General features: G+C 54.9%; 12 protein-coding genes. 8 read left to right on the forward strand and 4 right to left on the reverse strand.

Translation table 11 applies throughout. The features are described from left to right. Positions 1-78: 78 nt before the first annotated feature. Positions 79-1,422: an ATP-dependent RNA helicase RhlE gene (gene rhlE, locus ABIE10_RS07120; RefSeq protein WP_047415258.1), complete on the reverse strand. Its 1,344-nt coding sequence runs from the start codon at positions 1,420-1,422 to the stop codon at positions 79-81. Positions 1,423-1,643: 221 nt separating this feature from the next. On the opposite strand from rhlE, the gene cecR reads away from it, so the two are divergent. From cecR to ABIE10_RS07145, 5 genes are read left to right on the forward strand one after another with little or no spacing between them, the layout of a single operon-like run. Continuing rightward, a complete protein-coding gene (gene cecR / locus ABIE10_RS07125; RefSeq protein ID WP_016152358.1) occupies positions 1,644-2,321 on the forward strand; it encodes a transcriptional regulator CecR in 678 nt (225 codons plus the stop codon). Further along, positions 2,318-3,313, forward strand: a complete 996-nt coding sequence (gene hlyD / locus ABIE10_RS07130; protein WP_016156061.1) for a secretion protein HlyD — start codon at positions 2,318-2,320, stop codon at positions 3,311-3,313. Before cecR ends, hlyD begins: the two co-directional genes overlap by 4 nt. Continuing rightward, complete coding sequence (locus ABIE10_RS07135; protein WP_016152356.1) at positions 3,306-5,042, forward strand: ATP-binding cassette domain-containing protein; 1,737 nt, start codon at positions 3,306-3,308, stop codon at positions 5,040-5,042. The genes hlyD and ABIE10_RS07135 overlap by 8 nt, the downstream gene beginning before the upstream one ends. After that, the gene (locus ABIE10_RS07140; RefSeq protein WP_016156059.1) at positions 5,035-6,168 is read left to right on the forward strand and encodes an ABC transporter permease; all 1,134 of its coding nucleotides are present in this window, start codon (positions 5,035-5,037) and stop codon (positions 6,166-6,168) included. Before ABIE10_RS07135 ends, ABIE10_RS07140 begins: the two co-directional genes overlap by 8 nt. Positions 6,169-6,178: 10 nt before the next feature. Then, positions 6,179-7,285, forward strand: a complete 1,107-nt coding sequence (locus ABIE10_RS07145; RefSeq protein ID WP_016152354.1) for an ABC transporter permease — start codon at positions 6,179-6,181, stop codon at positions 7,283-7,285. Here ABIE10_RS07145 and ABIE10_RS07150 read toward each other — a convergent pair. Beyond that, complete coding sequence (locus tag ABIE10_RS07150) at positions 7,247-7,657, reverse strand: YbhQ family protein (RefSeq protein ID WP_016152353.1); 411 nt, start codon at positions 7,655-7,657, stop codon at positions 7,247-7,249. The genes ABIE10_RS07145 and ABIE10_RS07150 overlap by 39 nt on opposite strands. Before the next feature lie 131 nt (positions 7,658-7,788). Here ABIE10_RS07150 and ABIE10_RS07155 point away from each other — a divergent pair, with 131 nt between their 5' ends. From ABIE10_RS07155 to ABIE10_RS07165, 3 genes are read left to right on the forward strand one after another with little or no spacing between them, the layout of a single operon-like run. Beyond that, entirely contained in the window at positions 7,789-8,550 is a 762-nt protein-coding gene (locus tag ABIE10_RS07155; protein ID WP_016156057.1) for an endonuclease/exonuclease/phosphatase family protein, read from the forward strand. Then, positions 8,547-9,788 carry a cardiolipin synthase ClsB gene (gene clsB, locus ABIE10_RS07160; protein ID WP_200079517.1) on the forward strand — a complete coding sequence of 414 codons (1,242 nt, stop codon included), beginning with the start codon at positions 8,547-8,549 and terminating at the stop codon, positions 9,786-9,788. The genes ABIE10_RS07155 and clsB overlap by 4 nt, the downstream gene beginning before the upstream one ends. Then, positions 9,788-10,750, forward strand: a complete 963-nt coding sequence (locus tag ABIE10_RS07165) for a lysylphosphatidylglycerol synthase domain-containing protein (protein ID WP_103766067.1) — start codon at positions 9,788-9,790, stop codon at positions 10,748-10,750. The genes clsB and ABIE10_RS07165 overlap by 1 nt, the downstream gene beginning before the upstream one ends. A gap of 39 nt (positions 10,751-10,789) precedes the next feature. On the opposite strand, the gene ABIE10_RS07170 is transcribed toward ABIE10_RS07165, so the two are convergent. Then, positions 10,790-11,494 carry a Bax inhibitor-1/YccA family protein gene (locus ABIE10_RS07170; protein ID WP_003831536.1) on the reverse strand — a complete coding sequence of 235 codons (705 nt, stop codon included), beginning with the start codon at positions 11,492-11,494 and terminating at the stop codon, positions 10,790-10,792. A gap of 41 nt (positions 11,495-11,535) precedes the next feature. Continuing rightward, positions 11,536-11,988 (reverse strand): molybdopterin synthase catalytic subunit MoaE, encoded by a 453-nt coding sequence (moaE, locus tag ABIE10_RS07175; protein WP_046274634.1) that lies wholly within the window; start codon positions 11,986-11,988, stop codon positions 11,536-11,538.

The following is an 11,988-nucleotide window of genomic DNA, read 5'->3' on the forward strand; positions in this document are numbered from 1 at the left end:
GTATAAACAGCCACTATTGTGGCACTTTCTGATACGTGTCGCAAAAAGAAAAGCCCGACCTTTCGGCCGGGCTCGCAATTACTGCGCTGTAGACGGTTTGCGCGGACGGCGCGGTGGACGAGGCTTATCGCCCGCCGGTTTGCCTTCGCCGCTACGCGGTTTCGCTTTTGGCGCACCGCCATCCTGACGACGCGGCTGCTGGCCACGCCCTGCGCCACCCTGACCGCGACCACCGCCGCCACGCTGCTGGCGACCATTCTGGATCGGCTCGGCTTTGATGGACGGGTCTGGCTCGTAGCCTGGCATCGCAATTCGCGGGATCTCTTTTTTCAGCAGCTTCTCGATGTCACGCAGCAGCTTGTGTTCATCAACGCACACCAGAGACAACGCTTCGCCGGTAGCGGCCGCACGACCGGTACGACCAATACGGTGCACGTAATCTTCCGGGACGTTTGGCAGCTCGTAGTTCACCACGTGCGGCAGCTCTTCAATATCCAGACCGCGCGCGGCAATATCGGTCGCCACCAGCACACGAATATCACCGGATTTAAAATCAGCCAGCGCACGCGTACGCGCCCCCTGAGATTTGTTACCGTGGATCGCCGCGCTGCGAATGCCGTCTTTATTCAGCTGTTCCGCCAGATGGTTCGCACCATGTTTGGTACGGGTAAACACCAGCACCTGCTGCCAGTTGCCCTGACCGATCATCTGCGACAACAGTTCACGCTTACGCTTTTTATCAACGAAATGAACGTGCTGAGTCACCTGCTCTGACGCGGTATTACGGCGCGCCACTTCGATTTCCAGCGGATTGTGCAGCAGCTTTTCGGCCAGCGACTTAATATCATCAGAGAACGTTGCTGAGAACAGCAGGTTCTGGCGTTTTGCCGGCAGTTTCGCCAGAACGCGACGGATATCATGAATAAAGCCCATATCCAGCATGCGGTCAGCTTCATCCAGTACCAGAATCTCAACCTGATCCAGTTTCACCGCATTCTGGTGTTCCAGATCGAGCAAACGACCAGGCGTGGCGATCAGCACATCCACACCGCCGCGCAGCTTCATCATCTGCGGGTTAATGCTCACGCCGCCGAAGACCACCAGCGAGCGAATATTCAGATACTTACTGTAATCACGTACGTTTTCGCCAATCTGGGCCGCCAGTTCGCGAGTTGGCGTGAGGATCAGCGCACGCACCGGACGACGGCTTTTGCCATGCGGCTGATGGGTAATCAGGTGCTGCAACAGCGGCAGGGTAAAACCTGCCGTTTTCCCCGTACCGGTCTGGGCGCTAGCCATCAGATCGCGGCCTTCCAGCACGGCAGGGATCGCCTGCTGCTGAATAGGGGTAGGTTCACGGTAACCCTGCTCGGCAACGGCACGTAAAATATCAGGGTTTAAACCAAGGGAATCAAAAGACATAACAACTCCGAACCACCCTGACCGTTACCGGTGTCGTTTTCAGGGAGATACATATAATAAAGATGACAAAAACCACAATGTCATGAAGGGGCGGAGTGTAGCAGTTTTTGTGATGTGCCGCATAAATTATCCCTGCGCTGAAAAATAACGGTCCGGACTGGACAAGGTTACACATCAGTCATAATCTTAATCAATCGATTGATTAAGATCTGAGTCGTGCTATGAATACACCCACCATGACAACCAAAGGTGAACAGGCGAAAAATCAGCTCATTGCCGCCGCGCTGGCGCAGTTTGGCGAGTATGGTCTGCACGCCACTACTCGCGATATCGCCGCGCAGGCCGGGCAAAATATTGCTGCTATCACCTACTATTTTGGCTCAAAAGAGGATTTATATCTCGCCTGCGCCCAGTGGATTGCGGATTTTATCGGCTCACAGTTTCGCCCGCACGCTGAAGAAGCCGAGCGTCTGTTTGCTCAGCCGGAACCGGATCGTGGCGCGATGCGCGAACTGATCCTCCGCGCCTGCAAAAATATGATCATGCTGTTAACCCAGGACGATACCGTTAACCTGAGCAAATTTATTTCGCGCGAACAGCTTTCCCCCACCGCGGCTTATCAACTGGTGCACGACCAGGTTATCAATCCGCTGCATACTCACCTGACGCGCCTGATTGCTGCCTATACCGGCGGCGATGCCAACGATACCCAAATGATCCTGCACACCCACGCCCTACTCGGCGAGGTACTGGCCTTTCGTCTGGGGAAAGAAACCATTCTGTTGCGTACGGGCTGGTCACAATTTGATGAGGATAAAACCGCGCTGATTGACCAAACGATCACCTGTCACATCGATCTTATTCTGCAAGGTTTAACGCAAAGGAGTCTGGAGTCATGAAAAAACCTGTCGTTCTCGGGCTGGTCATCGCGGCCCTCGTTGCCGTGATTGCCGGTGGAACGTGGTGGTATCAAAGTCGGCAAGATAACGGTCTGACGCTGTACGGCAATGTCGATATCCGTAGCGTCAACCTGAGTTTTCGCGTCGGCGGCAGGCTGGCCTCGCTGGCGGTTGACGAAGGCGATGCCATTACCGCCGGTCAGGTGCTGGGCGAACTGGACCGTGCACCGTATGAAAACGCATTAATGCAGGCAAAAGCGAATGTTGCCGCCGCCCAGGCGCAATACGATCTGATGCTGGCAGGGTATCGTGAAGAGGAGATCGCGCAAACCGCAGCGGCAGTCAAACAGGCGCAGGCAGCCTATGATTACGCGCAAAACTTTTACAATCGGCAGGTGGGATTGTGGAAAAGCCGCACTATCTCCGCCAACGATCTGGAAAACGCCCGTTCATCACGCGATCAGGCGCTGGCCTCTCTGAAATCCGCACAGGATAAACTCAGCCAATACCGCAGCGGTAATCGTGTGCAGGACATCGAGCAGGCGAAAGCCACGCTCGAACAAGCTCAGGCCGAGCTGGCCCAGGCAGAGCTTAATTTGCATGACACCACGCTGACCTCGCCGTCTGACGGCACGTTACTCACCCGTGCGGTCGAACCCGGCAGCATGCTGAACGAAGGGGGCACGGTACTGACGCTGTCACTCACGCGTCCGGTATGGGTTCGCGCCTACGTTGACGAACGAAATCTGAGCCAGGCGCAGCCAGGACGCGAAATCCTGCTTTACACCGATGGCCGTCCGGACAAACCGTATCACGGTAAAATCGGCTTCGTGTCGCCCACCGCCGAGTTTACCCCAAAAACAGTCGAGACCCCTGACCTGCGCACCGACCTGGTTTATCGCCTGCGTATTGTGGTGACCGACGCGGACGATGCGCTGCGCCAGGGAATGCCGGTAACGATAAAGTTCAGCGATGAGGCACGGCATGAATGACGCCGTCATTACGCTGAATGGACTGACGAAAAACTTTGCCGGAATGGATAAACCGGCCGTCGCCCCGCTCGACTGTACCGTTCATGCGGGCTACGTGACCGGGCTGGTCGGGCCGGATGGCGCTGGCAAAACCACGCTGATGCGAATGCTTGCAGGGCTGTTGAAACCCGACGCCGGTAGCGCAACGGTAATTGGTTTTGATCCCATCAAAGACGACAGCGCGCTGCATGCGGTACTGGGGTACATGCCGCAGAAATTTGGTCTGTATGAAGATTTGACCGTCATGGAGAACCTCAATCTCTATGCAGATTTACGTAGCGTTACCGGTGAAGCGCGAGAAAAAACCTTTGCCCGGTTACTGGAATTTACTTCGCTGGGGCCGTTTACCGGACGCCTGGCCGGCAAGCTTTCCGGCGGCATGAAACAGAAGCTCGGACTTGCCTGTACGCTGGTCGGTGAACCCAGCGTGTTACTGCTGGATGAGCCTGGCGTGGGCGTCGACCCTATTTCCCGTCGCGAACTGTGGCAAATGGTTCATGAACTGGCCGGGGACGGCATGCTGATCCTCTGGAGCACGTCGTATCTGGATGAAGCTGAACAATGCCGTGATGTGCTGCTGATGAACGAAGGTGAATTGCTGTATCAGGGCGATCCCACTCAGCTTACGCAAACCATGTCGGGTCGCAGCTTCCTGATGAGCAGTTCGCAGGAAAATAACCGCCGACTGCTGCAACGCACGTTAAAACTGCCGCAGGTTAGCGACGGGATGATTCAGGGGAAATCCGTCCGCTTAATCCTGAAAAAAGAAGCGACGGCCCAGCAGATTCAAAACGCTGACGGCATGCCGGAGATAACCATCAACGAAACCGCCCCCCGCTTCGAGGATGCCTTTATCGATTTACTCGGCGGGGCCGGAACATCGGAGTCACCGCTGGGCGCTATCCTGCATACCGTGGAAGGCACGCCAGGTGAAACGGTGATCGAAGCCAAAGCGCTGACCAAAAAATTTGGCGATTTTGCCGCTACCGACCACGTAGACTTTGCCGTGCAGCGCGGCGAGATTTTTGGTTTGTTAGGGCCCAACGGCGCGGGCAAATCCACTACCTTTAAAATGATGTGCGGCCTGCTGGTCCCCACCTCGGGTAAAGCGCTGGTGCTGGACATGGACCTGAAGGTCAGCTCCGGTAAAGCGCGCCAGCATCTGGGCTATATGGCGCAGAAATTCTCCCTGTATGGCAACCTGACCGTTGAACAGAATCTGCGCTTTTTCTCCGGCGTCTACGGCCTGCGCGGTCGGGCGCAGAAGGAGAAAATCGAGCGGATGAGCGAGGCATTCGGCCTGAAGAGTATCGCCTCCCACGCCACCGACGAACTGCCGCTGGGTTTTAAACAGCGTCTGGCGCTGGCCTGTTCGCTGATGCATGAACCCGACATTCTGTTCCTCGATGAACCCACTTCCGGGGTCGATCCCCTCACCCGTCGGGAGTTCTGGTTACATATCAACAGTATGGTGGAAAAAGGCGTCACGGTGATGGTGACCACCCACTTTATGGATGAGGCAGAATACTGCGATCGCATCGGGCTGGTGTATCGCGGCAAACTGATTGCCAGCGGTACACCGGACGACCTGAAAGCTCAGGCTGCTGACAGTGAGACGCCAGACCCGACCATGGAACAGGCCTTTATCACGCTAATCAATGACTGGGATAAGGAGCATACGCATGAGTAACTCCGTTCTCTCCTGGCGTCGCGTACGCGCGCTGTGCGTGAAAGAGACGCGCCAGATCGTCCGCGATCCCAGCAGTTGGCTGATTGCGGTGGTGATCCCGCTGCTGCTGCTGTTTATCTTCGGCTACGGGATCAACCTCGACTCCAGCAAGCTGCGGGTAGGGATTTTGCTCGAACAGCAAAGCGAAGAGGCGCTGGATTTTACCCATACCATGACCGGTTCACCGTATATTGACGCCACCATCAGCGATAACCGTCAAGAATTGATTGAGAAAATGCAGGCCGGGCGCATTCGCGGGCTGGTGGTGATCCCGGTGGATTTCGCCCAGCAGATGGCGCGACCCAACGACGTGGCGCCGATCCAGGTGATCACCGACGGCAGTGAACCGAATACCGCTAACTTTGTACAGGGTTATGTCGAAGGCATCTGGCAGATTTGGCAACAACAGCGGGCGGAAGATCGCGGAGAATCATTTGAACCTTTGATCGACGTGCAGACCCGCTACTGGTTTAACCCGGCGGCCATCAGCCAACATTTTATTATTCCCGGGGCGGTAACCATCATCATGACGGTCATTGGCGCTATCCTCACCTCATTAGTGGTGGCGCGCGAATGGGAGCGCGGAACCATGGAAGCGCTGTTGTCTACCGAAGTCACCCGCGTCGAACTGCTGTTGTGCAAACTGATCCCCTATTACTTTCTGGGCATGCTGGCGATGCTGCTGTGTATGCTGGTGTCGGTGTTTATTCTCGGCGTGCCCTATCGCGGTTCGTTGCTGATCCTGTTTTTCATTACCAGCCTGTTCCTGCTCAGCACGCTCGGCATGGGGTTGCTTATCTCCACCATCACCCGCAACCAGTTTAACGCCGCGCAGGTCGCGCTAAACGCCGCCTTCCTGCCCTCGATTATGCTGTCGGGTTTTATCTTCCAGATAGACAGCATGCCGGCGATTATCCGGGCAGTAACCTATATTATTCCGGCTCGTTATTTCGTCAGCACCCTACAAAGCCTGTTTCTGGCGGGAAATATTCCGGTGGTGCTGATTATCAACGTGCTGTTTTTAATCGCTTCGGCGGTGATGTTTATTGGCCTGACGTGGCTTAAAACCAAACGTCGGCTGGATTAAGGGGACGGGCATGTTTCATCGCTTATGGACATTAATTCGTAAAGAGCTGCAATCACTGTTACGTGAACCGCAGACGCGAGCCATTCTGATTTTACCGGTGCTGATTCAGGTTATTCTGTTCCCGTTCGCGGCCACGCTGGAAGTCACCAACGCCACTATCGCTATCTATAACGAAGACAACGGTAAACATTCGGTGGAACTAACCCAGCGCTTCGCTCGCGCCAGCGCCTTTACGCACGTTCTGCTGCTGAAAAGCCCGCAGGAGATCCAGCCCACCATCGACACGCAAAAAGCCCTGTTGCTGGTGCGCTTCCCGGCCAACTTTTCGCGTAATCTGGATACTTTCCAGCAGGCTCCCATGCAGATTATTCTCGACGGGCGTAACTCTAACAGTGCGCAAATTGCCGCGAATTACCTGCAGCAGATCGTTAAGGAGTATCAGCAGGAGCTAATGGACGGCAAGCCGAAACCGAACAACAGCGAGCTGGTGGTGCGTAACTGGTATAACCCGAATCTGGATTACAAATGGTTTGTGGTTCCGTCGCTGATCGCCATGATCACCACCATCGGCGTCATGATCGTCACTTCGCTCTCGGTTGCCCGCGAGCGCGAGCAAGGCACGCTGGATCAGCTGCTTGTCTCCCCGCTTACCACCTGGCAGATATTCATCGGTAAAGCGGTGCCCGCGTTAATTGTGGCAACGTTTCAGGCCACCATTGTGCTGGCGATCGGCATCTGGGCTTATCACATCCCCTTTGCCGGTTCACTGGCGCTGTTCTATTTCACGATGGTGATTTACGGGCTGTCGCTGGTCGGCTTTGGTCTGCTGATTTCATCACTGTGCGCCACCCAGCAGCAGGCGTTTATCGGCGTGTTTGTGTTTATGATGCCGGCGATTTTACTTTCAGGCTACGTCTCGCCGGTCGAAAATATGCCGGTCTGGCTACAGAATCTGACGTGGATAAACCCAATCCGCCATTTTACGGACATCACGAAACAGATTTACCTGAAGGATGCGAGTCTACAGATTGTGTGGGGAAGTTTGTGGCCGCTGTTGGTGATAGCGGCCACGACCGGCTCAGCGGCGTATGCGATGTTTAGACGCAAGGTGATGTAGCTTTTTGTCTTTTGCCAACAGCGAGACCACGGCGGGTCCGGCAAGGATCACCAGCCCCGCCAGGGCCAGCAAGACGTTGTTTTGCAGCACGCGCGACAGCAACCACAGTACGATCATCGCGGCACCGAAATACCACGTGGTAGTCAGCTCTTCCAGCACATCAGCTACGTCGCGCCAGCGTTGTTCATGGTGACGTTGCAAGGCCAGCATTAATAAAACCGTTACGCCGTAAACGACGCATAATCCCAGGCCGACGCGCACCAGCGTACCGCTCATCCAGCCCATTACCAGCAACGCCACTACCAGTAAATGCAACACAATCTGCCAGCAACTTAGACCCGTTGCGACACGAACACGTTGTTGCCACCTCATGGCTTTTCTCCTGAAGGATTTTCAACTAATTATTCAGAGTACCGGACTTTACGGAAAATTCCGCAACACCGCATCTTTTTGTGACGACGACTACACTATTTTATTTAGGAAGTGACGCCAACGGGAGGCTCATGAGCGGATCGGGAGTTCAATTTTCATTCAATGTGCTCACCATTAATACTCACAAAGGGTTCACCGCCTTCAACCGGCGTTTTATTTTGCCTGAACTACGGGAGGCTGTCAGAACGGTCGGTGCAGATATTGTCTGCCTGCAGGAAGTTATGGGCGCGCACGATGCTCACTCGCTGCAGATTGAGAACTGGCCGGATACCACCCACTACGAATTTCTGGCGGACACCATGTGGAGCGACTTCGCCTACGGGCGTAACGCCGTGTACCCGCAAGGGCATCACGGTAACGCGGTGCTGTCGCGTTATCCTATTGAACATTATGAAAATCGCGATGTGTCCGTCGGCGCGAGTGAAAAGCGCGGGGTCCTCTACTGCCGCATCGTGCCGCCAATGCTCTCGCACCCAATCCATGTCATGTGCGTGCATCTCGGTTTGCGTGAAGCACACCGTCAGGCCCAGCTCGCTATGCTGGCTGACTGGGTCAATGCCCTGCCCGACGCGGAGCCCGTGGTGATCGCCGGAGATTTTAACGACTGGCGGCAAACGGCCAATCACCCGTTGAAAGCCAGGGCCGGCCTTGACGAGATTTTTACCCGCGCCCACGGTCGCCCGGCGCGGACGTTTCCGGTGCAGTTTCCCCTGCTGCGTCTGGACAGGATCTATGTGAAAAACGCGAATGCCAGTACCCCAACGACGCTGGCGCTGCGTCACTGGCGACATTTGTCCGATCATGCCCCCCTGAGTGCGGAGATTCATTTATGAAAAATGGCTGGCGTGAAGGCAATCAAATTCAACTGCTGGAAAATGGCGATCAATACTATCCTGCCGTCTTTGACGCCATTGCACAGGCACAGAAAAAAATTATCCTTGAGACTTTTATCTGGTTTGAAGATGCGGTCGGAAAACAGCTGCATGCCGCCTTGCTCGGAGCCGCCCAGCGCGGAATCAAAGCAGAGGTGCTGCTGGACGGTTACGGTTCGCCGGATCTTAGCGACAGTTTTGTCGAAGAGTTGACCGTAGCTGGCGTTATTTTCCGCTACTACGATCCGCGCCCGCGTCTGTTCGGTATGCGCACCAATCTCTTTCGCCGTATGCATCGCAAAATTGTGGTCATTGATGATCGTGTTGCCTTTGTCGGCGGTATTAATTATTCCGCTGAACACATGTCTGATTACGGTCCCGAGGCCAAGCAGGATTATGCCGTTCGCGTGGAAGGTCCTGTCGTGGCCGACATCCTGAAATTCGTGCTGGATAACTTACCGGGACAGAGCGCCGTACGACGCTGGTGGCGACGTCATCACCGGGCAATTGAAAATCATCGGCCTGGCGAAGCGCAGGCGCTGTTTGTCTGGCGCGATAACGAAGAGCATCGCGATGATATTGAACGCCACTATTTGAAAATGCTGACCCAGGCCCGGCGGGAAGTAATCATTGCCAATGCCTATTTCTTTCCGGGTTATCGCCTGCTGCATGCCCTACGAAAAGCTGCGCGACGCGGTGTTCGGGTAAAACTCATCGTCCAGGGTGAACCGGATATGCCGATTGTGAAAGTGGGTGCCCGCCTGCTGTATAACTATCTGGTTAAAGGCGGCGTCCATGTCTATGAATACCGGCGTAAGCCCCTGCATGGTAAAGTCGCGCTGATGGACGATCATTGGGCGACGGTAGGTTCCAGCAATCTCGACCCGCTCAGTCTGTCGCTCAATCTGGAGGCAAATCTTATTATTCATGACCGCACGTTTAACCAGACCCTGCGTGACAACCTGAACCCCATTATTGCGCAGGACTGCAAGCGAGTTGATGAATCAATGCTGCCAAAACGTACCTGGTGGAACCTGACCAAAAGCGTGCTGGCCTTCCACTTTTTACGCCACTTCCCGGCGCTGGTCGGCTGGCTACCGGCGCACACCCCGCATCTGGCCGAGGTAGAACCACCCGCACAGCCAACTCTGGAAACCCAGGATCGTATTCCGACTGAGGATGCAGGAGGGGAAACCTGATGCCAAAAAACCACCGACGCTGGCGCTTAGCGAAAAAGATCCTCACATGGCTATTTTTTATTGCGGTCATCGCATTGCTGGTCGTTTATGCCAGCAAGGTCAACTGGCAGGAAGTGTGGACGGTAATTCGCGATTACAATCGGATCGCCCTGCTCAGCGCCGTAGGGCTGGTGATCGTCAGTTATTTACTTTACGGCTGCTATGACCTGCTCGGGCGCTACTACTGTGGGCACAAGCTGGCAAAACGCCAGGTCATGCTGGTGTCGTTTATCTGTTACGCCTTCAACCTGACGTTAAGCACATGGGTGGGCGGTATTGGGATGCGTTATCGTCTCTACTCGCGTCTCGGATTACCGGGGAGCACAATTACGCGAATTTTTTCACTGAGCATTACCACCAACTGGCTGGGCTATATTCTGCTGGGCGGTTTTATTTTCACCTTCGGCGTCGTTGAACTGCCCGCGCACTGGTATATCGATGAAGGTACGCTACGCCTCTTAGGCATTGCGCTGCTGCTGATGATTGTTGTTTATCTGTGGTTTTGCGCTTTCGCTAAACATCGCCACATCACCATCAAGGGCCAAAAACTGGTACTGCCCTCCTGGAAATTTGCCCTCGCGCAAATGGCGATATCCGGTACTAACTGGATGGTAATGGGGGCGATTATCTGGCTGTTGCTGGGTCAGAATATCAACTATTTCTTCGTGCTGGGCGTGCTGCTGGTGAGCAGTATCGCCGGTGTTATCGTGCATATTCCGGCGGGGATTGGTGTGCTGGAGGCGGTCTTTATGGCGCTGCTGGCAGGAGAGAATACCTCTCAGGGGACAATCATTGCCGCCCTGCTCGCGTATCGCGTGCTGTACTATTTTATTCCGCTGCTGCTGGCGCTGATGTGCTATTTGCTGCTGGAGAGTCGGGCGAAAAAGTTGCGGGTAAAAAACGAGAAGGCGATGGCGAAATAATTCACCGGATGGCGGCTTACGCCATCCGGCAACAGAGAATTAACGACGATTGCCGAAGATACGCAGCAGCATCAGGAACAGGTTGATGAAGTCCAGATACAGCGTTAAGGCCCCAAGAATTGCGTATTTACGCAGATTGGAGCTGTCACGCAGGTCGATCTGCTCACCGATGTTTTTCAGCTTCTGCGTGTCATAAGCGGTCAGGCCGACAAACACAATCACCCCAATATAGGTCACCGCCCACATCAGCGCTTCGCTCTTCAACCAGAAGTTAACCAGCGAGGCCAGCACAATACCGATCAGTGCCATAAACAGCATATTGCCGAAACCGCTGAGATCGCGTTTGGTGGTGTAGCCGTACAAACTCATGATCCCGAACATCCCGCCGGTGACCACAAAGGTGCTGGCGATAGACGAGTAGGTATAGACGATAAAAATGCTTGATAGCGTCAGCCCGGTTAATGCCGAATAGAGCATAAACAGCGTGGTCGCCATTCCCGCGCTGAGCCTTTGCACCATGCCGGACAGGACGAACACCAGCGCTAGCTGGGCGATGATCAGTCCAAAGAAGGTGATTTTGCTGGAGAAGACAAACATCATCACCGCGGGCGTATTTGCCGCATACCAGGCGATAAACGCCGTCAGCAACAGTCCGCAGGTCATCCAGCCGTACACCTGCGCCATATACGTTTGCAGGCCGGAACGGGCCTGTACAATAGAATCGGATCGTGGGAATCGGTCCATGACAATCTCCTGAATCAGTATGAGCCTACACCAATTGTACTCTACCAGCGTTTTGCTGCTAGCTTATCGCTGTCGCGGGCATCAACCCAGCGCTCACCTTCTGGCGTGGCCTCACGCTTCCAGAACGGTGCGCGGGTTTTCAGATAATCCATAATGAACTGCCCGGCATCAAACGCGCTGCTGCGATGCGCACTGGTCACGCCAACAAAAACGATTTCGTCACCCGGCCACAGTTCGCCAATGCGATGAATGACCGTTACTCGTCCCAGCGGCCAGCGCGCACGCGCTTCGTCGACAATCTCCGCCAGCGCTTTTTCGGTCATTCCCGGATAGTGTTCCAGCGTTAACGCCTGCACGCTATCGCCGAGATTGTGATTGCGGACTTTACCGGTGAAAGTGACCACCGCGCCATCTTCATCGCGTTCGGCCAGCCAGGGATACTCATCCCCGACGCTGAACGGCGCATGACCAACAACAATTCGCGTTTCAGCCAT

The organism is Citrobacter sp. 506 (genome assembly GCF_050434985.1).
Classification (GTDB): domain Bacteria; phylum Pseudomonadota; class Gammaproteobacteria; order Enterobacterales; family Enterobacteriaceae; genus Citrobacter; species Citrobacter braakii.

What these genes read in the sequence shown, in the direction of transcription:
- ABIE10_RS07135 (WP_016152356.1), top strand. Translation starts at nt 3,306, where the DNA reads ATGAATGACGCCGTCATTACGCTGAATGGACTGACGAAAAACTTTGCC.
- ABIE10_RS07165 (WP_103766067.1), top strand. Translation starts at nt 9,788, where the DNA reads ATGCCAAAAAACCACCGACGCTGGCGCTTAGCGAAAAAGATCCTCACA.
- ABIE10_RS07150 (WP_016152353.1), bottom strand. Translation starts at nt 7,657, where the DNA reads ATGAGGTGGCAACAACGTGTTCGTGTCGCAACGGGTCTAAGTTGCTGG.
- moaE (WP_046274634.1), bottom strand. Translation starts at nt 11,988, where the DNA reads ATGGCTGAAACGCGAATTGTTGTTGGTCATGCGCCGTTCAGCGTCGGG.
- ABIE10_RS07170 (WP_003831536.1), bottom strand. Translation starts at nt 11,494, where the DNA reads ATGGACCGATTCCCACGATCCGATTCTATTGTACAGGCCCGTTCCGGC.
- hlyD (WP_016156061.1), top strand. Translation starts at nt 2,318, where the DNA reads ATGAAAAAACCTGTCGTTCTCGGGCTGGTCATCGCGGCCCTCGTTGCC.
- ABIE10_RS07145 (WP_016152354.1), top strand. Translation starts at nt 6,179, where the DNA reads ATGTTTCATCGCTTATGGACATTAATTCGTAAAGAGCTGCAATCACTG.
- rhlE (WP_047415258.1), bottom strand. Translation starts at nt 1,422, where the DNA reads ATGTCTTTTGATTCCCTTGGTTTAAACCCTGATATTTTACGTGCCGTT.
- clsB (WP_200079517.1), top strand. Translation starts at nt 8,547, where the DNA reads ATGAAAAATGGCTGGCGTGAAGGCAATCAAATTCAACTGCTGGAAAAT.
- ABIE10_RS07155 (WP_016156057.1), top strand. Translation starts at nt 7,789, where the DNA reads ATGAGCGGATCGGGAGTTCAATTTTCATTCAATGTGCTCACCATTAAT.
- ABIE10_RS07140 (WP_016156059.1), top strand. Translation starts at nt 5,035, where the DNA reads ATGAGTAACTCCGTTCTCTCCTGGCGTCGCGTACGCGCGCTGTGCGTG.
- cecR (WP_016152358.1), top strand. Translation starts at nt 1,644, where the DNA reads ATGAATACACCCACCATGACAACCAAAGGTGAACAGGCGAAAAATCAG.